The sequence below is a fragment of the Paenibacillus sp. 2TAB19 genome, from assembly GCF_052115185.1.
Lineage (GTDB): Bacteria > Bacillota > Bacilli > Paenibacillales > Paenibacillaceae > Pristimantibacillus.
The window spans coordinates 24472-48591 of the sequence record NZ_JBFRGE010000032.1; the positions used below are offsets into that span (position 1 = coordinate 24472).

Genomic DNA, 24120 nt, shown 5'->3' on the forward strand with positions numbered 1-24120 from the left:
ATCCTAAGCAGCACATCTCTATCAACATCTCTATCATAACGAATAAGCGAATCATTTAGTTGCAAATGATAGATTATGCTAAAGACGGCTAAGTACAATCCTAAAGCACACAAAAAAGAAAGCAACAACTACTCTACGAGGGTCGCAGCATTGTCGCTTTCTTTGTAATTATATGACTATTGGAACGAGTGCGCCAATTAGATTCGAACTGCCGTTCCGCTGACAGCTACCATCAGCATGCCGTCCCGAATGACCTCATAATCGATGTCGATGCCAACAATCGCATTCGCGCCGATCCTTGACGCTTGCATCCTCATTTCTTCGAAGGCAACATCGCGAGCCTCCTTCAGCTTGCTCTCATAGGCCCCCGAACGACCGCCGACAATATCGGTTATCGATGCGAAGAAGTCACGTACGACGTTGGCCCCCATGATCGCCTCTCCGGTCACTACACCTGTATAATCCAAAATCGGACGTCCTTCTATGGTCGGTGTTGTTGTGATTAACATTAAACTGCTCCTCTCATCTTCCTTGTATTAGACGCTTGCGGCAATGTCGTCTGTTAAGCGCTAATACGTTCAAGCGTTCGATTCTGTTTCAATTATTTTACTTTACTTCCACCAAACTGACACCTTTAAGCTTATCGGCGGCAGCTTCGACCTTTATCGTAACGCGAACGCCGAATTCTCGGCCGCCTTGCTTAACCCATAGCAGGAAACTTTCCTCGGCTTCGTCTCGGCCCATCGCGTGCCTGCCTTCATATTTGTAATCAATTATAGAAGCGTCACGATACGCCTTGGCTGTCTCCTCCATGGCTAGCTTTCCCCACTTCGCATAGCTGGGTTCTGCATGCAGCGCTGATGCTTCTTCTCCGGACATCACATCCGAATTGGTAAAGCTTAAGAGTACGAATACCGCCTTCATAACGATATGACGGAGCATAGGTATGACAACACCTTCCTATTTCCTTTGTCTAAAATCCATAACAATAGAAATAGGTTCACCTCTCCATCCATATTCTATACGTTAACGGACCGGCTGATCCAGCAGCGGCGCATACATCATTAAGGCATTGTTGGATGAGATATATTCATCATTAAGCAACTGTTGCTCACGATTAAATGTTTTGCGATGAATGACATTGCTTCGAATATAACCGCCCCATGGCTGCGATGCCATGATATGTTCTTTTTCGTACACTTCGTAGCGATTATAATGAGGCAAATCAGATCGCCATTCGCCAAAAAGCTCGTTTTCGCTTACCCATACCCGTAATTGGTAAGTTGCTTCAGTCGTATTTTTAATTTGCAGATCTAGATAGTTATACGCGCATGTTGCCCCGCTCCCGAACGGCTGCGTACGATTGACATCGGGAAATACGTCGTAGCTGTGACGGTGCCTCTCCGTTACGGTCAGCGGCGTATGCAGCGTCATCCAGTAAATCAAATTCGACATTTGACATAGTCCGCCACCAACACCTGTCTTAAAACCGCCATAAAATAACACCATTCCCTCTACATACCCTTTGCTACGTGTAGGCTTGCCGATCGTCCGCCAATAGGAGAACGTCTCGCCAGGCTTAAGCGTTAAACCGTCGAGCTTGTTCGCGGCCAGCTTTAAGTTAATCGCCTTATTGGTATGCAGCCAACGATCAACTTCCTTAAGCTGCCGGAATAATGGCGTCCGATGAGAAAAAATATTGTAGACAAGATCGCTTTCAGAACGTTCCCTTGCCATCTTCACCTTTGGCGACAGCCAAGTCGCATATCGTTTGATTGTGAACCACCATTTTCCGACTAATAATCTAGCCTTCGATCGCTTAACCGGGCGATGATGCATTGAAGCTTCAATCATAAAATGACTTCCCCCTTATGGATTCGGATACCATACAGCTTGTTGTAATATCGAACGAATGCGCTACGAAAATAGTTGCACGATAGAACGGTCTCAACCGACCATTACAGTATCGATAAAGCGAGATTTTACGTTTAAAAGCAGGTATTGTAGGGAACGTTAATGGAAGACAGAATTGGCTAACCAGCCAACGCATCAGCACCATTCGAGGAGGATTACAGCATGAAGAAGAAGCTCGCATTGACATTCACGGTCACTGCATTGGCAGCGGTTATGGCATTAAGCGGCTGCGGCAACAACAACGCCAACAATAATAACGGCAGTACAACGCCTCCCGCTGGAAATGGCGGTAATGGCGGCGGCGAAGCAAAAGCGATTACCGTGAACGCTACCAACTTTGAATTTGACCCGCCTGACGTCAAGTTGAACGCAGGCGATAAAGTAACGATTACGCTAAAGAACGACACCGGCAACCATGGCCTGGAAATTCCGGATTTCAACGTTAATTTGAAAAACGGCGAGAGCGCTACCTTTACGGTCGACAAAGCCGGCTCTTACGACTTCCACTGTTCCATCCAATGCGGCTCCGGCCATGCGGATATGGTAGGCAAATTAACGGTTTCCTAGCGGTCATATACAAGCAAAAAAAGCTGATCCATCTGCCGCAAGGGCTAGGATCAGCTTTTTTGTTGATTATGCTATAAGCGATGTCTTTCCATTACGCTTGAGCTTGTTTTTTCTTCTTACGGTTTACCAATTCATATACCATCGGTACGAAGATCAGCGTAAGCAGCGTTGAACTAGTCAAACCGCCGATTACGGTAACCGCCATGCCTTTGGAAATCATGCCGCCGGATTCGAATCCGAGTGCAAGCGGCAGCAAAGCACCGATTGTAGCAATTGCAGTCATCAGAATCGGACGAAGTCTTGTTCCTGCTGCTTCAAGCAACGCTTCGCGAACGGACAAGCCTTCTTTCTCCTTCTGGATAACGCGGTCGATGAGTACGATCGCGTTCGTGACGACGATACCGATCAGCATCAATGCGCCAATCATTGCGGTAACACTTAAGGTCTCGCCAGCCAAGAACAAGCCGACGAGTGCACCGATAACGGTGAACGGCAACGAGAACAGTATTGCGAATGGCGTTAATGCGCCGCCGAACGTAATAACGAGTACGAGGTAAACAACTGCAATGGCTGCAAGCATCGCCAATCCGAGTTGTGTGAACGACTCGTTGATTTGCTCCGTTACGCCGCCCATCTCAATGTTAACACCGGCAGGCAGCTCCATTTCATCAATCATCGTTTGCAGTTCAGCCGACGCTGCGCCGATGTCGGATCCTGTCGGTTCAGCGGACACTTCCGCATAAATGCGGTCGTCACGGCTTGTAATCGTATTTGGCGATTCGCCTTCTTCGATCGTAACGACATCTTTCAGGGCAACTTCAGTACCCAGAGGCGATTTCAACATCACGTTCTCAAGGTCAGCCTTCTCTTTGTAAGTCTTCTGCTCGACCTTCACATAAACGTTAACATCTTCGCCGTCCTTCTCAATCGTCGTGAGCAGCGGCGTCTCGCGTACCGGGCTCAGCGCCATCGCGATCTGGCCTGCAGTTAAGCCGTATTGGCTTAGCTTCGATTGATCGGCAACAATTCGGTACTGCTCATAAGTCTCCGATAAGCTGGAGTCGATTTTTTTCAAATCCGGGTTTTCTTTCAGCTTCGCCGTTAAGTCAGCAACGACCGGCGTGATCGTTTCCATGTCAGGACCGTACACGAGCATCGACATGCCTGAGCCGCCAAGACCGCCGGCGGCGAAATCTTGCTGCTTCCATTCGCCTTTGCCGCCAAGCTCTTGCAAGAGCGGTACGATCTTCTCTTTCTCTTCTATGAATCCTTTCGCATCTTCGTTGTACGTCAAGTTGAACAACGCTTGCTTCGATGCGCCAGGGCTGAATGGATTGGATCCGCCCACCGCATATTGAACGATCTCAATGCCTTGCTCCTCACGAGCGAGCAACAGCTTCTCCGCTTCAAGCGCCATCGCCGTGACTTGCTCAAGCGTTTCGCCCGGTGCTGGATTGTAAGTGACCATAACGCTCTTCTGCTCGTCGCCGGCAATGAAGCTGACGCCGATTACTGGCACGAGGAACAAGCTGCCAACGAGCAACACAACGGCAATAAGCGATGTGATGCCTTTATGGTTCAACGACTTGCTCAATACTTTTTTGTACCATTCCGCCAAGCGGCTTGGCTTTTCGTGATGCTCCTTGCCTGGCTTAAGTCCGTTGCGGAACATCATATGCGCCAGCATCGGCACAACTGTAATCGCTACAACCAGCGATGCAAGCAGCGCGAACACGATCGTAAGCGCGAACGGCATGAAGAGTTCACCGATCATGCCAGATACGAGTGCCATCGGCAGGAATACGGCAATCGTAACGATTGTGGAGGACATTATCGGAACGAACATTTCCTTCGTCGCGTCCAAAATCAAATCTTTGCCCTTCAGCTTCTCGCCTTTCAGCGCCATTCTTCTATAGACGTTCTCAATGACGACAATGGAGTCGTCAATAACCCGGCCAATCGCGACCGTCATTGCGCCAAGCGTCATAATGTTAAGCGTAATATCCAATTGGCTCAAAATAAGCAAAGCGATCAAGATCGAAAGCGGTATCGATACCACTGCAATAATTGTCGAGCGAATATCGCGCAGGAAGATCAAAATAATAATGACCGCAAAGATTGCGCCGATAAGAGCTTTGTTAATCATCGTGTGGACGGAATCTTCGATCGGCTTTCCTTGGTCGAGAGTCGTGACGATAACGAGACCGTCATTTTCTTGCTCCAAGTCCTTAATCGTTTCTTTTACCTTGTTCACGACATCGACCGTATTCGAATCGGCTGCCTTCACAATGTTAATGCCGATCGCGTCTTGGCCATTCGTACGGGAGATCGACTCTGCCTTGCCATCAACGTTCAGATCCGCAACATCGCTGAGCTTCACATTAGGCATCAGTAATAGGTTCTTCAGATCGTCTTCCGTTACAACGTTGCCGTCAACGACAATCGCTTTCTCCGAATCGCCGAATTCAAAAATACCAAGCGGCGCTTTAACAGCCGAAGCCTGAATCATGCCTTTAATCATATCTTCGGTCAGTCCGTATTGGGCAATGGCTGCCGGCTTGAACGCCAACTCGCCTTCCATTACGTTTTGTCCGGATATTTGGGTGCTCGCTACGCCTTCGATACCTTGCAGCTCAGGCAGAATGCTCGATTGCACCAGCTTCGTCAATTGTTCAAGGGATAGCTTCTCATCCGACAAGCTAAGCGATACAACTGGGAATGCGTTCAAGCTTAGTCGGGATACTTGAGGGTCCTGTGCACCCTCAGGCAAGTTCAAGTCTGCAAGCAGACTTTTCACTTCCGACTCTGCCTTGTCCATATCCGTATCAAATGTGTATTGGATAACGACGGACGACGCATTCTCATAGGAAGTCGAGCTAACGACATCGACACCTTCCAAGTTTCTCGTCCGTTGCTCGATCGGCTTAGTCAGCTTCTCCAAAACTTCTTCCGGGGCAGCGCCGGGAAGTACCGTCGTAACACTTACGATCGGTATCGTAATATCCGGCATCGTCTCCATCTTCATGTTCAATCCGGAATAAAGGCCGGCGAACATAACTAACGCGGTTAAGATCCATAAAGCAAACTTATTGTTTAATGAAAATCGAATGATGCTCTTCAAAACCTCTCACTCCCCAGTCTTTGTTTGTCTGTTTATACTTTAAAGCGATAACCGACGCCCCATATCGTCTCGATATATTGCGGGTTCGACGGATCATGCTCTATTTTTTCGCGCAGCCTCCGAATGTGTACCGTAACCGTAGCTGCGTCGCCGTTCGAATCGAGACCCCATATTCTCTCGAACAGCTCTTCCTTTTCGAATACGCGGTTCGGATGCGAAGCGAGCAGCAGCAGCAGCTCGTATTCCTTCGAAGTCAGGCTCGATTCGTTATCGTGAATCGTCACTCTTCTGGAAGGCTTATCAATCAGCAAGCCGCGAATTCGTATTTGTTCGCCACGTTCTCCGCCTGACCGGTCACCGGTCAATCGCTCGTATCTGGCAAGATGGGCTTTGACTCTTGCTACAAGCTCGCTCGGACTAAAGGGCTTCGTCATATAATCGTCCGCTCCCAGTCCCAAGCCTCTAATCTTATCAATATCTTCTTTCTTCGAAGTGACCATAAGGATGGGAATATTATGTGATTGCCTGATCTGTCTGCATATTTCGAAGCCGTCCAGCTTCGGTAACATAACATCCAGAATGATAAGATCGAACTCTCCCGCAAGCGCCTTCTCTAAGCCGATATCTCCTCGGCCTTCAATCTGTACGCTGTAGCCATAACTCTCTAAGTAATCGCGTTCCAGCTCGGCAATAGCTTTCTCGTCTTCAATGATCAGTATGTTCTTCATGTTCAGTCACCGCTTTAGGCGTTGTCGCAAGCGGCAGCTTCAGGAAGAAGCGAGCTCCGCCATTTATCGCATTTTCAGCCCATACGACGCCGCCATGCCCTTCGATTATTTGTTTGACTATGGCAAGCCCAAGACCGCTGCCGCCGGTCTCAGAATTGCGCGACTGTTCGGCTCGGTAGAATCGATCGAATATATAAGGAAGATCCTCCTCTTCTATTCCCGGACCTGTATCCACCAGCTCGATAACCGCATATCGATCTTCGTCCTGGATGGTTACGTCAATCCGCTTCTCGCTGCCTTCTCCCTCTTGCCCCATATACTTCACGCAATTGTTCAAAATATTCGTGAGCACCCGGCTAAGCTTATCGGGATCAGCCGCTATCATAATCGACTGCTTAGCTGGTGCAGAGTAGGTGAGTTTAACACCCGATTTTTCCAGATCAAAACGCTGCTCTTCGAGAAAATGCTCCAAATATCGCTTAATATCCAGCACTTTGAAATCGAAGGCAACCGTCTGCAGGTCCAGCTTGGAGAACAGGAACAGCTCGTCGATCAGTTGATCCATATCGCCCGCTTTGCGGTAGATCGTCTGCATGTACCGCTCCCGCTTCTCGTCGGTATTGGCAATACCGTCCATTATACCTTCGACATAACCTTTGATCGCCGAGATCGGCGTCTTCAGATCATGCGAGATATGGGACAGCAGCATCTTCCGATTTTCCTCGTACAGCAAGCTTTGATCAATCGATTGCTTCAGACGTATTCGCATCGCCTCGAACGCGGCGCTCAGCTGGCCAATCTCACCTCTGCCCGTCTTCACAAGCCGCTGCGACAAGTCGCCGTCTTTGATCTGCAGCGCAGCCGTCTTAAGCTGCTGGATCGGCTTAATAATACTGCGCGACACAAAGTACGTTAACAGCAAACCGGTCAGGGCGACGAACGCAAGGCCGATTGCGGTGCCTAACGGACGCCAGAAGAGCGGAACGACGTCATATCGCCGGAGCAGCAGCATCTCTCCTTCGCTGCCATCGGGATACCGGAAGCCGAAGGCGTCTGTCTCGAACCGGAACAATCCAAGCGGCGCTTTATCTGGAGGATTGTCCAGCAGTTGTTGCCAGTCTTCTTCCGGAGACAGCTCTTGCAGGAAAGGAGGAATCGATACAAGCTTTCCTTCCTTAGCAATAAGCAGACCCGCCCATTGCTCGCTAAGCCTCGACTGCAGATCGTTCACATAACTCTCCTCGTTCATCTTGTCCGAATCGTTCTCAATAACGTACGAGAGCTCGCCGTAAATCAACATTTGACTCATCTTCTCTGTCTTTTCGATCTCGATGTACTGCCTGATGTCCTGCATGCCTCCAGCATGAAATACGAACATTAAGAAAGCGATCATGAGAATGAACGGAACTACGGTCATAGCCAGGTAAGACACATACAGCTTTACACGAATGGACATTCGATACACGCCCTGCCTATTGCTTATTCACACTGTTTTATTAGATTTATTAACGCGTCAATCTATCTTTTATCATAATGGCTATTTCTAAACGAACTAGTAACCATTTCTTACAAAATTATTACGTTTAGCGCGGTAGAAATTTATCATTTATGCGATTTATAATTAATGCTGTTAATATTTAACGACAAGTATCGTCGCTGCCTTGGCAGCATAATCTCGCCCCTGCAATGATTGAAGCAGCAAGCAGCCAAATGAAAACGATCCAGCCTATAAGCGACCGTTCCGCATTCCAATCGAGCAAAGTGTAGACAAGAATGACTAGCGAAGGCAAGAATATCGCCACTGCCTTCCTCCACCGATAGCCTGTCCCAAGTAAAAGCGAAACGAAATATAAGCTTATAAGGAAGCTCGTTATTGGCGCTACAGCCCATATGCTAATGGATAACCATTGATCCGTTATCAACAGCTTTCCTAGCAAAAAAGGCGAAGCGAATACAGGAAGCAGCAGCGTTTCTTTCCGCGGCAAACGTTTAAGGAATGGAAGGTTTGGCCGCGGCATTGCTGACTGATTGACGGATATCGTTTTATGCCATTTGGCCCAACGATACCATAGAATGATGAACGGCACGGCTAACCCAAGCGCGGATAGCGAATGCTGCAGCCAGTGATGTGCATATTCCCCTGCAATCATCATTTGAAGCGCCGGTATCCGCTGCACGAACCAACCGCCGCTATGCGTAAAATTGTCGACAAACACATGCGACATAAAACCGATCCCGGCAGACAACAACCAAACAAGAATGGCTAACGCATCAAAAAAGCCCATTCAGCCCTATGTGCCAGTCGCCTTGGCAACAATTGCTGATTGACAAAGGTATTAATCCCGCCGATCGCAGGCATGAACAAATGCAGCCTGGGCGCAACAATCCAATGATAAGCACATGCAATCGCTAAGCACAGAGGAAGTCCAAGGGTCAGGAAACCGATAAAGGAATGGCCAATTGAACGATACGGCTGCATGGCCACAAAATATTCCATGTCGGGAGCCATGCTTCCGAGCACGAGTCCTGTTAGGCTTAGCGAAGGCATAAGCTTGCGGAGCGGAGCCGCATATAAAGGATGTGACAAGGTAAAAGGCATTGCCTATTCTCCGCTTCTAGCGGTCATACAAACCGCCGAATTTATTAATAGGCCAAATACGGAATACCGCTTTGCCTTCAATGCTAGATAACTTAATCGGGCCCAGCTCGCGGCTGTCCATGCTATGCTCGCGATTGTCGCCCATAACGAATAAATAACCAGGTTCGACAGTGAACGGAACTTCGTACATACCTGCGAAAGTGTTCCCTTTCGCATAGTCCTCGTAAAGCTTCTCGCCGTTTATGTATACTTCCCCATCACGAATGTCAATGACATCGCCCGGTAAACCAATGACTCGCTTCACGAGTCGAAGCTCGCTTTCCGGTCCGTTAATAATGACAATATCGCCGCGCTCAGGACTATGGAAGCGATAGGACCATTTATCCTCGATCAGGCGTTGTCCGGCTACAAGCGTATTTTGCATCGAGACGTTATGAACTTGAGACTGGGCGTAAACGTAATTTTGGAATAACATCGCAACAATAATGGCAATCGCAAGAGACATGAACCAATCCCTTAATTCCTTCTTCCACTTGCTCTTCTTCGCTGTTTCCTCGTTCAAATGTCACTCACCTCTTTATCATTTATGACTAAGATTTATACGCTTATCCATGGATAAAGTTTCCACGATCCCTTACAAAATAGCAAGTGACAATTTCGAGGTTCATGCGCTAAAGTGTTAGGGAAAGGAGTTTTTTATAGCCCTATGCCAGTAAATGATCGCTCACAAAAACTGTTGTTTACCATTGTTACCATTCTGTATTGGACATCCATGTACACCTACGTACCCATTCTTACCCCTTACTTAAGCGGTCGCGGGCTGTCGCTCCAAATGATCGGCATCGTTCTTGGCAGCTATGGCTTCGTGCAGATGCTTGGCCGCTTCCCGCTTGGGATTATGTCGGACAAATGGGGCAAGCGCAAACCATTCGTCTTGCTCGGCATGATTACCTCCTGCATCAGCTGTCTGCTCTTCATTGTTCCAGGAATATGGGCATGGCCGCTTGCGGGCCGTATGATGGCAGGAGTCTGCGCGTCGACCTGGGTTGCTTTCACCGTCTTATATGCAAGCTATTTCGGAGCAGGCCAGACAGGCCGGGCGATGGGCAATATAAGCGTCATGATCGTATCCGGACAGATGCTCGGCATGGTGCTAAGCGGCTGGTTGAACGATGGCCTTGGCGACAATGCCCCTTTCATTACAGGCGCCATCCTATCCGCAATTGGTCTTGCGCTTGCATTCTCGCTTAAGGAACCAAAGCTTGCTGCAGACAGCCGACCTGCGATGTCCTTCGCAATGGTCAAAAATGTTATTCGCACGAAGCTGCTCCTTCAGGTGTCGATACTTTCGATATTAGCGCATGGCGTGCTGTTCATCACGATGTTCGGCTTTACGCCGCTTAAGGCAGAACAGCTCGGCGCGAACGGCTCGCTGCTGACGCTGCTCGTATTCGCCTTCATGCTTCCTCATGCGATAGCTTCTTCGCTGACGGCTTCCTGGTTCGTTAAACGATTCGGCTATTGGGGAACAATCGGGCTCGGCTTTACCGTTAGCTCGTTATGCACCGCTTCGATGGCCTTCTTCCAATCGTATGAAATGCTCGTCATTACACAAGCGTTTAACGGCTTTGCCCAAGGGCTTCATCTTCCGCTGCTGCTCGCTCTATCTATACGGGATGTCGAGCTGCCTGGGCGCGCAACGGCAATGGGCTTGTATCAAGCGCTGTATGCGATCGGCATGTTCTCCGGACCATTCCTTGCCGGATGGCTTAATGAGAGCTGGGGACTCGACAGCGGCTTCGTATTCGGAGCGATGTTGGGCGCTGCGGCAGCTCTGCTCGTATGGCTTTGGTCTTCTATGGAACGAGCAAGCGCACGAAAAGCAAAACCTTCTTCTTCTGGGGGCATCAGCTTATGACAGGTGCTGTTAGCGAGAAGCGAACACAGCTAGTGCTTGATATTGGCGGCGTGCTCGCTACGAATTTATCGCCAACGTTTTGGCATATGCTCGCCGAGGCCGCCGAGATGGCGGTCGACCATTTATATGCGGATTACAAACAGCAAATATCGAAGCTGCTATGGACTGGGCAGCTTACAGAGACGGATTTCTGGGAGTGGCTGCAAGTGCAGCTCCCTTCCATTGATACCGGAAAGGCTCAGCATTATTTGGCGGAGAGTCTGACTGCGCTTCCTGCTTTGGATAAGGTTGCAGATTGGAGCGATAAGGCCGACATCCACATTCTAAGCAATCATGTTGCAGATTGGGTGAAGCCGATTCTTGAGCCTGTCCGCCATCATTTCTCCACGGTTACGGTCTCAAGCGATGTCGGCATGAAGAAGCCTAGCGACAACATCTTCATCCATGTCAATAGTCTGCTGGGGCCGGACGCCCCCATTCTATTCGTAGACGATCATCCCGCCAATCTGAAGCAGGCGGAGCAGCATGGCTGGCGGACGTTGCTTGCCGATCACGATGGACAATGGATCAACAAAATCGCCGCTCTCCTATAAGGAGGCGGCGATTATTAGTTGTATGGCGCTAGCGGCGAGCGTTGCGGCAAGCAGTACGTAATCAGGCTTGCCGAATCGCAGCCGGAATCCGTACGTCGGCTTCTTGCGAGCGTGACCAAATCCGCGTGCTTCTAATGCATCGGCCATCTGCTCCGCTAGTCGTACAATCGATCGAATATATGGAATAATGACGGAATACAGCATCTTAATTGGAACGCTGCGCAGCGGCGTTACCGCCTTCCCTCTCGCATGAGCAAGCTTCGCAAACCTCTCCCATTCCCCTGCCAGCAGCGGTATGAACCTAAAAATCAACGTAACGAGCAAAGCAAAGGAATGAATCGGGATGCGCAGGCGCGACATCCATCCGAAGGTCTGCTGAATGGATCGTTGCAGACGCAGCGGGGTTACTAATTGCAGCATCGGCATGCCAAGCATCATTACGACGAGCAATTGGCATAGTCTCAGCACGGTCGGCTCCGCACTGCTCCATAGAAAGGCAAGCGGGCGGAATTGGATGCCGCTTATGACGCCGATAATGACGATAAAGTACGCATAGGCGCGAATGACGCCTGCCCACCGGTAGATATGCTGCCGGAAAGGCACGAGCAGCAGCGCCGTCACGCAGGCCGCAAGCGCAAGCGCGGCCAAGCTTTGTTGGGCGAGCAGGCTGGCTGCGAGCAGCAGATAAGCCGCGACGAGCGCGCGCGGATCGAATGTATCCGCGCGCGGCGGACGCCCCTTAGGGGCGTCCGCCGCTGTGGCCGCGGCAGCGGCGGGGCTGACGGCGGGCGGCGCGGATGCCGCCGCTGACGGTTGCGGGGCGCGCCCGCCATTGCGGCGCGCCAGCTGCTCTGCCGCCGCCGCGGCTGCTTCGCGCGGCGACGGCCATGGCGCCCCGCCGCTCCGCGCGGGCGCCGCAGGCTCTTGCGGCGGCATAGCCGTCGCCTCGCGCAGCGCGGCTAGCGCGCGCAGCGCCTCCGGCGCAGCTGCGGCATGCGCATGCGCCGCCGCAGCGGGTGCCGCTTCGCGGACGTTGCCGTCTTCGATGACGGCAACCGCATCCGCGAGCGGCAGCAGCGCGTCGAGGTCGTGTGTCACCACGACCGCTCCGCGCCCTGCAGCCCTGTGCGCTTCCAGCACCGCGCACAGGCTGCGAATGCCGACGGCGTCAAGACCCGCCGTCGGCTCGTCCAGCAGCAGCCATTCCGGCTCGCACGCCAGCAAGCAGGCGAGCGACAGACGTCGCTGCTGTCCGCCGCTGAGCGTCCAAGGATCGCGCGTTAACAGCTCGGCGTCAAGACCCGCTGACGCCATCGCCCGCTCGATCCTTCGCTCCGCAACTTCCGCCGATACCTTGTACGGCTTCATCGAATAAAGCAGTTCGCCGCGCACCGTGGACAGAAACCACTGCGACTCGGAATGCTGCATCGACAGGCCGAAACGCAGCGATACCGAGGCGTTTAATTTCCTTCGCCGCCCCTTCTTGATCCATAAAGGCTCATCACCGAGCATAATTTCGCCATTACGCGCCTCTCGCAGTCCCGCCAGCGTCTCCAGCAGCGTCGACTTTCCCGCTCCATTGCGTCCGACGAGCAGCGTAATCTTGCCAGCTTCGAACCGTATATTAGTTTGCTTCAACAGCGTCTTTCGCTCTGGTCCATCTGTAACGACCGATACATCCTTAAGTCGCCAATCAGCCCCCATAACCGCTCACCGCCTTCGCCAGCATCGCCGGCACGATCGGAAATGGATCAAGCGACAAACCTAACCTCTCCATCTCCCATGCAAGCTGAACCGTATAAGGCGCATCAAAGCCAAGACTCTCACATACGCTGTCTCCTTCATGCCCGTCTTCTCTTCTATACCAATTCGATGCGCTTCCATCAAACGCGATACCGCCATCCTGCATGGCAACGATACGATCCCCTTCATCCAGCTCGTCAAGCTTCTGCGTAATCCAGATGACGGTCGTCCCTTTGCTATGGATCGCTCTCGCTTGCTTTAATACGAAGGCGGCCGCTTCAGGATCAAGCATCGAAGTAGCTTCATCCAGCACAAGCAGCGGCGAAAAGACCGCGAGACAGCCGGCAATGGCGACGAGCTGCTTCTGTCCGCCCGACAAAGTGCTGATCGGCTGATGCAACCTATCGCCTAAGCCTACGGCTTGAAGCGCCTGCTCGGCTAAAGCTGCTATAGCTTGCTCCTCAGCCTCATTCTGCTCCAACATAAGAACAACATCTTCCCATGGCGTAGCGCCGACCATTGCCGCTTCGGGCTGCTGCATGACGATCGGCACTAATCGACTCTCAGGATCAGAACGCTTAACGTTTCCTGATAACCCATCGACTCTTCCGCCAGTGATGACCTTGGCAAGCGTGCTCTTTCCGCTTCCGTTGCGCCCTACTAAAGTAATCCACTCGCCTGAACGTATATGTAAATCAACCTGCTTTAATATCGGCTCTATTGGTTGTTGCCTTTCAACGAATGCGATCGGACGAACCGTAACGCCCGACAACTCTACTTCAGAAATGAAATTCAATTTTTTTCACCCAACCTCTTCCCCAAACCAAATCATTGTGCTACAATCCGAATTGTTAACCACAAATCAAATATAGTTGGTTAACAGTTAAAAAGCAACTACATAAAGGAGTCGATCCGAAGTTATGCCTGTCCAAACCAATAATATAAGAGCGCTTGTATTTACCGCCTTATTCGCCGCGTTATTCATTGTTATGAATTCGTTATCGATAAGGCTCAGCTTCTCTCCAGTTCCGATTACGCTTCAGACGTTCGGCGTATTGCTAGCCGGACTGTTCCTTACACCGCGCAACGCCTTCTTAAGCATCTTCACCGTCATCTTGTTAACCGCCATCGGTTTACCGCTATTTAATGGCAAGGGCGGCATCTCGTATTTGCTTGGCCACACCGGCGGCTTTATCATTGCATTTCCATTTTGCGCGCTGCTTATCAGCCTCGCCGTTAGGTGGGCGCTAAGCAACGAAACATTCAAGCRCAACAAAATCGTATTGTTCATTGCCTTATTCCTTGCATTTGAATTGTTCAGCTCGCTGCTAACGTATTTGCCGGGTATTCCTTGGCTTATGCATGTGCTCAATTGGAACTTTGCGAAAGCGATGACAGGCGGTTTCTACCCGTTCATTATCGGTGACGCCCTTAAGTCCGCATTGGGTGCCGTGCTAGCTATCTCCTTAACACCTTACATTGCCTATATTCGCTCGTCAACTGGTTCAACCCGTGATACTTATACGAAGACGGTATCGCCGTAACGAAATGGCATCGCAAGCTTCAAAAAAAACAAGCTGTCTGATCATTCTTCGATCCTATTGGATCTTAATGATCAGACAGCTTTTTCTTATTACAGACATTGTATGGAATAACATGTTACTACCGCTCATCCCAGTTCCATAACCTTGCTTCCCCAACATGCAAATAGCGAACGAACGGCGCGTCCTTCAACTTGAGCAATTCCTTCGTTGGGCCAGTAACGACCATTCCATATATGGTAACCCCGTTCTCTTCGACATAATCAAGCACCTGATCCGCATCAAAGAAGTGCGTATAATAATTCGTAATCGTCTTATTTTTGCTCAGCAAACGAAGCGTATTGACGAAATTCTCATTCCGAACATCTCCGCTTCCGTATGTTTCTACACCAGGATAAGAGGTTGTCGATCCGCTGCCGACTGTCCACCACAATACTTTTCTCTCTTCATATACCGTCGTGTAACCGTCTTCTTCATGCCACATAGGCATCGTAGGGAAGCCAACGGGATGTCTCACCGCAGCAGTCCCTTCCTCTCCCGCTTCACCTGTATACACAGCAAGCCACACCGGTTCCATATCCTTGCCTTCGAACAACTTTAACGCTTCATCCGTTGAATACATCCGATCAAAAGAAACATACACTTCCGCGACCGTTCCCTCCGGCAACGAACTTAGCTTTGAAGAGCCGGGAGTACCATTTTCTTCGTAACTTTCGTCTGGCAAATAAAAGGGGGTATAACGGTTTGACGAATTTTTGTTATCGTTTTGATCAATTAACCTCGGCCACCCAAGAAACATTGTTGTATTCAGATCGCCCATGTAGACACGCTCGTCGCCTACTTGCTTCACCAAGTCGCCAAAATACTTAATGCCTAACACAGAGGCGGGATTGCTGTTTAGGCTTATTCTCATATTAGGACTAGTCACGGCTATCGCCGATTCAATAACATCGGCATACAAATTACGTTTTTCCGGTTTCCCTAAGCCGTAATAAATCGAAGTCAAAATCGAATTAACGATCATAGCTGCAAGCACTATCCCGATTACGCCGCCAATGCTCCAAGACCTTGCACGCCATTTGCCTCGGCGCATAAGCTCTTTCGCCCGTTTCGGATTTAACTGCATCGAACCAACTTCGCTTATCGTATCCCGCTGTTCCTCTTCGAGCAGCTCATCGAGATGCGATTGATAAAGCTCCATCTTTGCTAACTCCGCTTCAAGCTCTTCCCGCTCCTCCTGGCTTAGCTTCCCTTCTCTATACGCTTTCAATTGCTGTTTGAAATCACCGCTCATCGTCTTCTCCCCTCTCGCGCAGCTTGCGAAGCTGCTGCCTCGCTCTGAAGAGCAGCACTTTGAAATTAGCTAATCCTATTTCCATAATGTCCGCTGCATCCTGATAGCTCAAGCCTTGGTAATCATAGAGCAGCACCGCTTGTCTCTGATTCTCGGGTAAGCTGGCGACGGCTAGACCAAGCTCGCCAAGCTCTTCGCGTCTCAGCAGAACAGACTCCGGCGAGTGCTTGGCCGGCGCACGTATGTTTCGGAAGAAGATAGATGCAAATGGCTTGCTTCGCTTTTCCTTACGCTTGTAATCAATGAAAGCGTTGTGAGCAACGCGCAGCAGCCAGGGCTTCACCCTTTCGCCATCGTAGCTTTCTAGATATAGGTAAGCGCGGTAGAACGTCTCTTGCAGCAAGTCCTCGGCCGCGTAATGGTCGCCAGTGAGATATAACAAGTAACGATGAACATCCTGCATATATTGCTTGTAAAGTTCGTCCAGTTGATTGTTCGGTTTCGCCGCCTCCCTTCCGCCGCTGACATCCTATACACGCATCAGCTCCCAAAAAGTTACACTTAGCATGAAAAAAAACAACCGCATCCTCAAGATGCGGTTGTTTCAATCTCTATTCTCACTTGAACCTACATGATTTTGTTTCTGTTTTCTCCGGTATAGAACGTCTGCCACTACTAACAAAACCATTGGAGGGATAAAAGTAAGGGCGTCAATATAGACGAAGGTCCATGGAAATCTGGCTTCGCTTATGTAATTCTCATTACCGGGCAAATAGCGGAGCAGCGCAATAAACCAAGCTGCAATGATAATCATCGCTATCCAATATCCTTTCATTCGAGTTCCCTCCTTCGTCTTTCCATTATGCCCCTATTATGCCGTTAGGCATGCGAATAATTTACAGCTTCAGGGACAGACTTAGTTTATTAAAGAGAGGAAATTATTAACTATGATGCATCGCATGATGATATCGAACCAACAATTAATGGCATTAATCGTCATTTCCACCGTAGGTACTTCCAGTCTTTATGCGCCGTCTTCCTTATCGCATTATGCGGACCGAGATGCATGGTTTTTAGTCCTTATCGGCATCTTGGGCGGAGCATTGAACCTGCTGGTCTTCCTGCAACTGAATAAGCTGTACCCAGACAAAAGCCTTATAGCTATTTGCACGCATGTGCTCGGACGCCCGGGAGGCGGACTATTGGCGGTTATTTTCATCCTTTACTTTATGGATGTGTCGTCTTGGGTGCTTCGAGAGTTCGCCCAGTTTTTCGTCATTGCCTTGAACCCGATGATTCCGCAAAATTGGTATCTCCTCATTGGCATAATCATGTGTGCCTATGCCGTCTTTCATGGATTGGAGGTCATTTCAAGAGTCGCGTTTATGATTTTTTTGATCACGATCATAACCTTTCTAGTCATTTATTTGCTGTTGATCAAAGAGTACCACTTTGACTATTTGCTACCGGTGCTGGAGAACGGCTTTATGCAACCGCTGAATGGTACAATCGTGGTCGTCTCTTGGTTTGGCGATCTTATGTTCATATCCATGGTTTTGAATCACGTGAAACGTTCAAAACAGACCGTTCAATACGCGGTTGCCGGAGTCGTTATTTCCGGCATCTTTCTGATGATGGCAGTCATTGGCTGCAGTGTCGTATTCGGGGGGAAGGCGACGAGCAGCTTTACGTATCCCATCATCAGCCTGATTCAAAACATTCAATTGTTCCGAAATATTGAAAGACTTGACGCCATTTTGATCGCCATTTGGGTCATGAGTTCGTTCTTGAAAATAACCGTTTATTTTTGGTCGTCCTTACAAGCGTTGACCGAATGCTTCAGACTTAGCAACCCACGGTTGTTCATTATACCGATGGCGATAGGTATCGTTATCAGCTCGAAGTATAAAGTGTGGGGCTTGATCGAGATGAGCAGCTTTTACGACAAGCAAGCATGGTATTTTGTACTTTTCCAGCTCGCGCTCCCTGTACTGCTGCTCGTCGGGGCGGCAATTAAACACCAAACGTCATCGGAGGATAGACCATATGGAAGCGGATGATCAATTGTTGTCTTCGTCCCCGGATATAAACAAAAAATGGCTGACAGAGAAAATGCGACATACGGAAGACTTGGTCATTATTGACTTTCAAGCCGTCAAAGAAGGACAAGATGACATTACCGTCTGTTATTTGAGGGGGCTTGCCGACGAAACGAAGCTTCGTGAACTTGAGTTGTCCATATCCGACCGCAACTCTTCGTCGCTGCAACGGATGTTGTCAAGCAAATACAAGCTGCATAAAATTGCGGAGGCAGCAACGGAATTGGCTCTGGGACGGACCGTACTCTTGTTTCACAACAAACAGCTTGGCATTGCCTATGACACGCTTGATGTACAACTCCGCAATGTGGAAGAGCCCGTTAGCGAAGCTTCGGTCAAAGGGTCGCGCAGCGGCTTTACCGAATCATTTCGCAACAACCTCGCCTTAATCCGTTATCATTGCCCTTCTCCCGATCTGATGGTCGAATACCGCTCTACCGGGATCATTACGAAATTAGGTTTGGCCGTCGTATCGATAGGAGGCGTGACAAACCCTTCTCTGCTGAAGGAGGTGCATCGGCGGCTCGATGAAATTCCGGGAGACCTCGTCCCGGGAGACAATACAATTGAAGAGTGGATCGTCGATAACCAAGGAACATTGCTGCCATTGATCGAGTCAACCGAAAGACCGGATAGAGTCGTCGGAGGCTTGCTTGAAGGCCGGATCGCAATTGTTGTGCAGGGCTCTCCTTTCGTGATGATGCTGCCGTTCGTTTTCCTGCAAGCGTTCCAAGTAAGCGAAGATTATGCTTGGAATTATTATATCGGTTCAAGCATCCGCATCATGCGGCTGCTGTGTGCGATCATTGGCATGCTGTTGCCTGGTTTTTATGTCGCTACTGTAACGTTTCACCATGAGCTTGTGCCGACGCCCCTTCTCCAGAGCATCGCTTCCGCGAAGGAACCGGTTCCTTTTCCTGCCGTTGTCGAAAGTTTCTCGATGATGATCGCCTTCGAAATCATGCGCGAAGCAGGCGTTCGGATGCCTAAGCAGGTAGGCCAAGCTGTCAGCATTGTCGGCGCCTTAATCCTTGGCCAAGCCGCTGTGCAAGCGGGTATCGTATCTCCTATTATGGTTATTGTCGCTGCGCTTACCGGCATAGCTACGTTCACGCTTCCGTCCACTGCAATCAACTATGTCATCCGAATGATTCAATTCGGAATGACGCTGCTGGCTTCATTAATGGGTTATGTCGGCATCGTAGCCGGGGTTATTATGCTCATGACGTATTTGTCCTCTTTGCGATCGTTCGGCGTGCCTTACTTGTCACCGGCGGCTCCTTTCGATTTCGAATTACTCGGAGATATCGCGATCCGAAGGCCGAGTACTTTCAACAGTAAACGTCCAACTCTATTTCACCCCTTACGTCGTCTTCGTTACAGAAACGGGGCAAAAAAATGAGCAGAGTCTGCGCGTTCCTTATTCTTGCCCTTATCAGCCTGTCAACTGCCGGCTGCGTGGGCAGCGTGGAGCTGAACGAAATTCATATCGTGCATTCCCTCGCGATCGATAAGGGGAATAAACATAACATAAAACTGACCGCTGAAATTTCTAAAATAACGCCAAGCGGACAACAACCGAAAGGCATGCAAAACGATAAATTTTATTTGTCGCAAGAAGGTGAAAGCCTGTTCGAAGCGGCTCGCCAAATGAGAAATAAATCGGACCGAATGCTTCTTTGGGGGCATGCATCCAGCATCTTGTTTAGCAAGGCGATCGCCGAGCAAGGCATTATGCCGCAGATCGAAGCCATCCGCCGCTTGCGCCAATTCCGCAATACGGCTTTGTTATTTATAACGGAAGGGAACGCGTTTGAGATTTTGCAATTGTCATCTCCAAGCGCGACCATTAATTCGCAAGTGTTTCAAGGGTTGGTCGAAGGCGGCAAATCTACCGGTCAAACCTCGAAAACAACGCTTCTAATGGCTTATCGGGACTACACGAACGAATTTAAGGATATAGCGATTCCGCTTATTTATCCGACTATTCAAGCAGCTGATGAAGATAAATCCATTTTGAAAGCGTCGGGTATGTATGCGTTTCACGGCGATCGACTGTCAGGCAAGCTGTCGCCGTCCTTAACGAAAGCCTATCTTCGAGCAAGCAATCTGATGGAAGGCACAATCGAAAGCATTACTTGCGATGACGGCGGGCATGTCACGTTAGAAAATATAATGAGCAAAGCAAAAACGAACGTTAACATTAATGCGAGTTTGGAATCGCGCGTATCGATCACGATTAATGCCGATTTGACCATTACTAATCTAACCTGCAAAGGAATGGATATAACGCCGGATACGATCCATGTGTGGGAAGGCCAGCTCAATACCATTATCGAGCAAGACATCCAGAAATTCTTTCAATACACGCAGAAACAGAAAGTCGACTTACTAGGCATTGGCGAACGAATTCACCGCAGTAATCCGAAGCAGTGGAAAGCAATGAAATCCGACTGGATGGAGAATCGTTACGGATTGGCCGATTTCGAAGTTCAAGTCCATACGAGAATCGATCATTCGAACTTCTTGATGTAATGGAAGCATAAAAAAAGATCCGGCAGAAGAGCCTTCAATAAGGCTACTTCTCCGGGTCATGTATGAAATGAATAGACAAAACGAAATCGGTTATTGATCGGATCGTTGCTTAAGATCGTCTGAATTGACGCTACGCTTGGCTGGCCCGATAAAACGACCCAAAAGCATAAGGAGCGGCGAGGTTTCGATCTCGGCTAGATTGAGCATTTCCGCCCAATTAAAAACGATCAAAAAAGGCATAAGTCCAATTGCTAACACACCAAATATAAGACCCAAAAAAACATTACGCAGCATTTTACCAACCGTCATATCCCATCTCTCCCTTCCCGATCTGATATCTCCCCAGTATACGCCCCTATTTTTCGATATTCAACCCTGCCCAAAACAGCTAATGCTAAACAAAAAAGAAACCCAACGCCATTACACGAGGGTTTCTCCAATTCACATTCACAACTAGTCTTACATGCATTCCTCTGGATCTTCAGCCGGTGAAGCATCCTCTACATTGATTTTCTCCGAAACGGTATCGCGGATAATCGATACGACGAGCTGCAGCAAGTAGTTGATATCCGTTTGGCTTTGTTGGAATTCGGTTACGATCGGAATGCCGTCCAGCTCATCCTGCAACGTCTCCATCTCGGCTTCGATCTTCTTCACCATATCGGCGTTTTTGAACGTCGTCTCGAACGCGACAACTTCCTTCTGCTTCTTCTTGATCTGATTAATGAGAACCTGAACGCGCTCATTATTATTAATTTGCTTTTCGGCGCGACGGTAATGCTGCACTTCCTCCGAAGTATAGATGACGCTTGCCAGTTCTTTCGCTTTGGCCATAATATCTTCTTTCACGATGAGGTCGCGAGTATTGAACGACGGAATCTCATGATTGCTGCAGAACTCGCCGTGCTCATGATGATGATCGTGACCGTGCTGATCCGTTTTGTTTGCCGCTGTCTGTTGGTTTGCCATTTAACATCTCTCCTGTATCGTCATTAACTAACTGCTTCTTGTGTATGTGTTTCAAGCGCTTCAGCCTTGATATACCAGGTTTGCGCATCCGTTACTTTCGCATGAATGAACTGTCCGATCCATTCCTTCGGCCCTTCCAAGTGAACGAGCTTATTCGTGCGGGTGCGTCCTGATAGGACGTTTGCATTATTTTTGCTCTCGCCTTCGACCAGCACTTCTACGATCTGTCCGAGAAGCTGCTCGTTCTTCTCACGGAATATCGCTCCGAGAAGCGCATTCAGCCGCTGCAATCGCTCCTTCTTAACGGCAAGAGGAACATTGTCCTCCATCACGGCAGCAGGCGTCCCTTCACGCGGTGAATAAAGGAATGTGTAAGCGGAGTCGAAGCCTACCTCTTCCACTAGCGATAATGTATCATCGAACTGCTCGTCCGTCTCGCCAGGGAAACCGACTATAATATCGGTCGTCAGTGAAACGTCCGGTATCGCCCGCTTAATTTTGCCGACCAGCTCCAAGTATGCCTCGCGCGTGTACTTGCGGCTCATTCGCTTCAACGTCTCCGTACTGCCGGACTGAACAGGCAGATGGATATGCTCGACTAAGTTGCCGCGACCCGCAAGCACCTCGATCAAATGATCGTCAAAGTCGCGAGGATGGCTTGTCATGAACCGAATACGCGGAATGTCAATCTTGGACATATCCTGCATCAGATCGCCAAAGCGGTAGTTGATGTCTTCGAAGTCTTTGCCGTATGCATTCACATTTTGGCCAAGCAGCGTAATCTCCTTGAAGCCTTGCCTAGCAAGCTCGCGCATCTCGGCGATAACATCCTCTGGCCTTCTGCTGCGTTCCTTGCCGCGTGTGTAGGGAACGATGCAATACGTACAGAACTTGTCGCAGCCGTACATAATATTAACCCAAGCGCGCATGCCTTCCCGCTTCTTCGGCATATTCTCTATAATGTCGCCCTCTTTGGACCATACCTCGACGACCATTTCTTTACTGAAATATGCGTTCTGCAGCAAATGCGGCAATCGATGAATATTATGCGTTCCGAATATCATATCGACAAACGCATGCTTTTGCAAAATTCGACCGACGACCGACTCCTCCTGCGACATGCATCCGCATACGCCGAGCAGCAGATCGGGCTTCTCCAGCTTCAACGTCTTCAAGTGTCCGAGCTCGCCGAACACTTTATCCTCCGCATTTTCGCGGATCGCACAAGTATTGAGCAGTATGACATCAGCCTGCTGTCGATCCTCCGTTGCCGTGTAGCCCATCTGCTCGAACATGCCCTTCATAACCTCGGTGTCATGCTCGTTCATTTGGCAACCGTACGTCTGGATCAAATAATGCTTGCCTAAGCCAAGTGTCCGCAGCTCTTCAGGAATGGAGAAATCGTAATGAACCTCGATGTCCTCTTTGCCGCGCTTCTTCTCGTCCTTGTGGCTGGGCGCCGAATTTATGTTTATAATTCTACCTTTGATCCGGTAAGTAGTTGAGCTATCATCTTGATCGATCACTTTCGCATCGCTGAAATCAAAATACTTGGAGTAGTCCTTCGTTTGGACATTACTCTTGTTCTTGTCCTCTTGAGTACGATCGGCAGCCAAGGCCTTCTCACTTCCTTATAGATACATAAATTGTTTCCGGCACATCTAGTCCAATTCAGTATTATACCAGTTAGCGGTACATATATCCATGCCTTGCCGATGGATTATAGCGCTAAGATGCTCTATTTGAACAACGGAGCTATATGCGTAAGTCGAAATTGCTCTTGCACTTCGGCCAGCGAATATCCGCATCTCGTTCGAAGATGCATGTGGGTATGCGGCGACATCACCGATATGTAGGAATGCGCCACATAACTTGGATCAATGGAATACGCGAGTTCATGCTCGGCCGCTTCCTTCAACAGGCTGCAAATAGCGCCATGGATAAAATGATAAGGCGGCGACTCGAAAAAATCGGTTTTCTGCACGTCGTTTAATTGAGAAGCATGCATAACGCCGAGAAACCGCGATTTCGTTTCCAGGAATTGAATAACGTTGCACACGACGTTATATAATCGATCCTGCACGGTACGATCTACCATTGTTTTTAATTGCTGTTCAATATCTTCACTGAAACGCTCGAAGCTGTCCTTCATCACATCCATGCACAAGTCGCCTTTGTTGGCATAACGCCGATAAAGCGTGCCTTGTCCGATTCCTGCCGATTTGGCGATTTGATGCATGCTGACGCATTCAACTCCGTGCACGTTAAACAAGTGATGGGCCGTCTGCAGAATTGCTGCGCTCAACTCTTGTTTTGTTCTGCCGCTGTCTGCTGCCGTCATTGCACATTTCTCCTTCAATTATTTTACCGTTAAAGGATTGACAATTAATACTATCCTCATTATGATTCTATAGTGCGGACAATTGTCCGCTATATAAATGCAGTAGTCGTTCTCATTGTATCCTGTACATGGTTGCAGGTCAACGCATGGAGAACCGG

Annotated in this window: 25 protein-coding genes; 7 read left to right on the top strand and 18 right to left on the bottom strand. The window is 49.3% G+C overall.

Annotation, left to right across the window (positions count from 1 at the left end):
• Window positions 1-197: 197 nt before the first annotated feature.
• The 3 genes from AB4Z33_RS16025 to AB4Z33_RS16035 form a co-directional block, all read right to left on the bottom strand.
• Window positions 198-509 (bottom strand): heavy metal-binding domain-containing protein, encoded by a 312-nt coding sequence (locus AB4Z33_RS16025; RefSeq protein ID WP_442050856.1) that lies wholly within the window; start codon window positions 507-509, stop codon window positions 198-200.
• Window positions 510-606: 97 nt separating this feature from the next.
• Window positions 607-942, bottom strand: coding sequence for a DUF3889 domain-containing protein (locus AB4Z33_RS16030; protein ID WP_442050857.1), 336 nt, complete (start codon window positions 940-942; stop codon window positions 607-609).
• 84 nt (window positions 943-1026) lie between these two features.
• Complete coding sequence (locus AB4Z33_RS16035) at window positions 1027-1854, bottom strand: VanW family protein (protein WP_442050858.1); 828 nt, start codon at window positions 1852-1854, stop codon at window positions 1027-1029.
• Window positions 1855-2076: 222 nt separating this feature from the next.
• Here AB4Z33_RS16035 and AB4Z33_RS16040 point away from each other — a divergent pair, with 222 nt between their 5' ends.
• On the top strand, window positions 2077-2481 hold the full coding sequence (locus tag AB4Z33_RS16040) for a cupredoxin domain-containing protein (RefSeq protein WP_442050859.1): 405 nt from the start codon (window positions 2077-2079) through the stop codon (window positions 2479-2481).
• A gap of 91 nt (window positions 2482-2572) precedes the next feature.
• Here AB4Z33_RS16040 and AB4Z33_RS16045 read toward each other — a convergent pair whose 3' ends face one another.
• From AB4Z33_RS16045 to lepB, 6 genes are all read right to left on the bottom strand, one after another.
• Window positions 2573-5602 carry an efflux RND transporter permease subunit gene (locus AB4Z33_RS16045; protein WP_442050860.1) on the bottom strand — a complete coding sequence of 1010 codons (3030 nt, stop codon included), beginning with the start codon at window positions 5600-5602 and terminating at the stop codon, window positions 2573-2575.
• Between the two features lie 32 nt (window positions 5603-5634).
• Complete coding sequence (locus AB4Z33_RS16050) at window positions 5635-6330, bottom strand: response regulator transcription factor (protein WP_442050861.1); 696 nt, start codon at window positions 6328-6330, stop codon at window positions 5635-5637.
• On the bottom strand, window positions 6308-7786 hold the full coding sequence (locus AB4Z33_RS16055; RefSeq protein ID WP_442050862.1) for a sensor histidine kinase: 1479 nt from the start codon (window positions 7784-7786) through the stop codon (window positions 6308-6310). Before AB4Z33_RS16055 ends, AB4Z33_RS16050 begins: the two co-directional genes overlap by 23 nt.
• A gap of 181 nt (window positions 7787-7967) precedes the next feature.
• A complete protein-coding gene (locus tag AB4Z33_RS16060) occupies window positions 7968-8615 on the bottom strand; it encodes a DUF4184 family protein (RefSeq protein ID WP_442050863.1) in 648 nt (215 codons plus the stop codon).
• The gene (locus AB4Z33_RS16065; RefSeq protein WP_442050864.1) at window positions 8594-8929 is read right to left on the bottom strand and encodes a DUF4184 family protein; all 336 of its coding nucleotides are present in this window, start codon (window positions 8927-8929) and stop codon (window positions 8594-8596) included. Before AB4Z33_RS16065 ends, AB4Z33_RS16060 begins: the two co-directional genes overlap by 22 nt.
• Before the next feature lie 16 nt (window positions 8930-8945).
• Complete coding sequence (lepB, locus tag AB4Z33_RS16070) at window positions 8946-9491, bottom strand: signal peptidase I (RefSeq protein WP_442050865.1); 546 nt, start codon at window positions 9489-9491, stop codon at window positions 8946-8948.
• Between the two features lie 174 nt (window positions 9492-9665).
• Here lepB and AB4Z33_RS16075 point away from each other — a divergent pair, with 174 nt between their 5' ends.
• On the top strand, window positions 9666-10847 hold the full coding sequence (locus AB4Z33_RS16075; protein WP_442050866.1) for an MFS transporter: 1182 nt from the start codon (window positions 9666-9668) through the stop codon (window positions 10845-10847).
• Window positions 10844-11440 carry an HAD-IA family hydrolase gene (locus AB4Z33_RS16080; protein WP_442050867.1) on the top strand — a complete coding sequence of 199 codons (597 nt, stop codon included), beginning with the start codon at window positions 10844-10846 and terminating at the stop codon, window positions 11438-11440. Before AB4Z33_RS16075 ends, AB4Z33_RS16080 begins: the two co-directional genes overlap by 4 nt.
• Here the strand turns inward: AB4Z33_RS16080 and AB4Z33_RS16085 are convergent.
• Both AB4Z33_RS16085 and AB4Z33_RS16090 read right to left on the bottom strand, forming a co-directional pair.
• Window positions 11435-13144 (bottom strand): ATP-binding cassette domain-containing protein, encoded by a 1710-nt coding sequence (locus AB4Z33_RS16085; protein WP_442050868.1) that lies wholly within the window; start codon window positions 13142-13144, stop codon window positions 11435-11437. The two genes, AB4Z33_RS16080 and AB4Z33_RS16085, sit on opposite strands and share 6 nt — an antisense overlap.
• Window positions 13134-13979: an ATP-binding cassette domain-containing protein gene (locus AB4Z33_RS16090; protein ID WP_442050869.1), complete on the bottom strand. Its 846-nt coding sequence runs from the start codon at window positions 13977-13979 to the stop codon at window positions 13134-13136. Before AB4Z33_RS16090 ends, AB4Z33_RS16085 begins: the two co-directional genes overlap by 11 nt.
• Before the next feature lie 124 nt (window positions 13980-14103).
• On the opposite strand from AB4Z33_RS16090, the gene AB4Z33_RS16095 reads away from it, so the two are divergent.
• Window positions 14104-14727, top strand: a complete 624-nt coding sequence (locus tag AB4Z33_RS16095; protein ID WP_442050870.1) for a biotin transporter BioY — start codon at window positions 14104-14106, stop codon at window positions 14725-14727.
• 118 nt (window positions 14728-14845) lie between these two features.
• On the opposite strand, the gene AB4Z33_RS16100 is transcribed toward AB4Z33_RS16095, so the two are convergent.
• From AB4Z33_RS16100 to AB4Z33_RS16110, 3 genes are all read right to left on the bottom strand, one after another.
• Window positions 14846-16018 carry an anti sigma factor C-terminal domain-containing protein gene (locus tag AB4Z33_RS16100; protein ID WP_442050871.1) on the bottom strand — a complete coding sequence of 391 codons (1173 nt, stop codon included), beginning with the start codon at window positions 16016-16018 and terminating at the stop codon, window positions 14846-14848.
• Window positions 16008-16505 carry a sigma-70 family RNA polymerase sigma factor gene (locus tag AB4Z33_RS16105; protein WP_442050897.1) on the bottom strand — a complete coding sequence of 166 codons (498 nt, stop codon included), beginning with the start codon at window positions 16503-16505 and terminating at the stop codon, window positions 16008-16010. Before AB4Z33_RS16105 ends, AB4Z33_RS16100 begins: the two co-directional genes overlap by 11 nt.
• 117 nt (window positions 16506-16622) lie before the next feature.
• Window positions 16623-16853 carry a hypothetical protein gene (locus AB4Z33_RS16110; RefSeq protein ID WP_442050872.1) on the bottom strand — a complete coding sequence of 77 codons (231 nt, stop codon included), beginning with the start codon at window positions 16851-16853 and terminating at the stop codon, window positions 16623-16625.
• 112 nt (window positions 16854-16965) lie between these two features.
• On the opposite strand from AB4Z33_RS16110, the gene AB4Z33_RS16115 reads away from it, so the two are divergent.
• Genes AB4Z33_RS16115 through AB4Z33_RS16125 form a run of 3 tightly spaced genes read left to right on the top strand, consistent with a single transcriptional unit; the run spans window position 16966 to window position 20652 of the window.
• Window positions 16966-18078: a GerAB/ArcD/ProY family transporter gene (locus tag AB4Z33_RS16115; protein WP_442050873.1), complete on the top strand. Its 1113-nt coding sequence runs from the start codon at window positions 16966-16968 to the stop codon at window positions 18076-18078.
• Window positions 18065-19519, top strand: a complete 1455-nt coding sequence (locus tag AB4Z33_RS16120) for a spore germination protein (protein WP_442050874.1) — start codon at window positions 18065-18067, stop codon at window positions 19517-19519. The genes AB4Z33_RS16115 and AB4Z33_RS16120 overlap by 14 nt, the downstream gene beginning before the upstream one ends.
• Window positions 19516-20652, top strand: a complete 1137-nt coding sequence (locus AB4Z33_RS16125; protein WP_442050875.1) for a Ger(x)C family spore germination protein — start codon at window positions 19516-19518, stop codon at window positions 20650-20652. Before AB4Z33_RS16120 ends, AB4Z33_RS16125 begins: the two co-directional genes overlap by 4 nt.
• Before the next feature lie 90 nt (window positions 20653-20742).
• Here AB4Z33_RS16125 and AB4Z33_RS16130 read toward each other — a convergent pair whose 3' ends face one another.
• The 4 genes from AB4Z33_RS16130 to AB4Z33_RS16145 all read right to left on the bottom strand — a co-directional run bounded on the left by AB4Z33_RS16130 (window position 20743) and on the right by AB4Z33_RS16145 (window position 23962).
• On the bottom strand, window positions 20743-20961 hold the full coding sequence (locus AB4Z33_RS16130; protein ID WP_442050876.1) for a hypothetical protein: 219 nt from the start codon (window positions 20959-20961) through the stop codon (window positions 20743-20745).
• Between the two features lie 150 nt (window positions 20962-21111).
• Window positions 21112-21621 (bottom strand): RicAFT regulatory complex protein RicA family protein, encoded by a 510-nt coding sequence (locus AB4Z33_RS16135; protein WP_442050877.1) that lies wholly within the window; start codon window positions 21619-21621, stop codon window positions 21112-21114.
• Window positions 21622-21644: 23 nt separating this feature from the next.
• A complete protein-coding gene (gene miaB, locus AB4Z33_RS16140) occupies window positions 21645-23237 on the bottom strand; it encodes a tRNA (N6-isopentenyl adenosine(37)-C2)-methylthiotransferase MiaB (protein WP_442050878.1) in 1593 nt (530 codons plus the stop codon).
• Window positions 23238-23359: 122 nt separating this feature from the next.
• Window positions 23360-23962 carry a TetR/AcrR family transcriptional regulator gene (locus tag AB4Z33_RS16145; protein ID WP_442050879.1) on the bottom strand — a complete coding sequence of 201 codons (603 nt, stop codon included), beginning with the start codon at window positions 23960-23962 and terminating at the stop codon, window positions 23360-23362.
• Window positions 23963-24120: the final 158 nt, after the last annotated feature.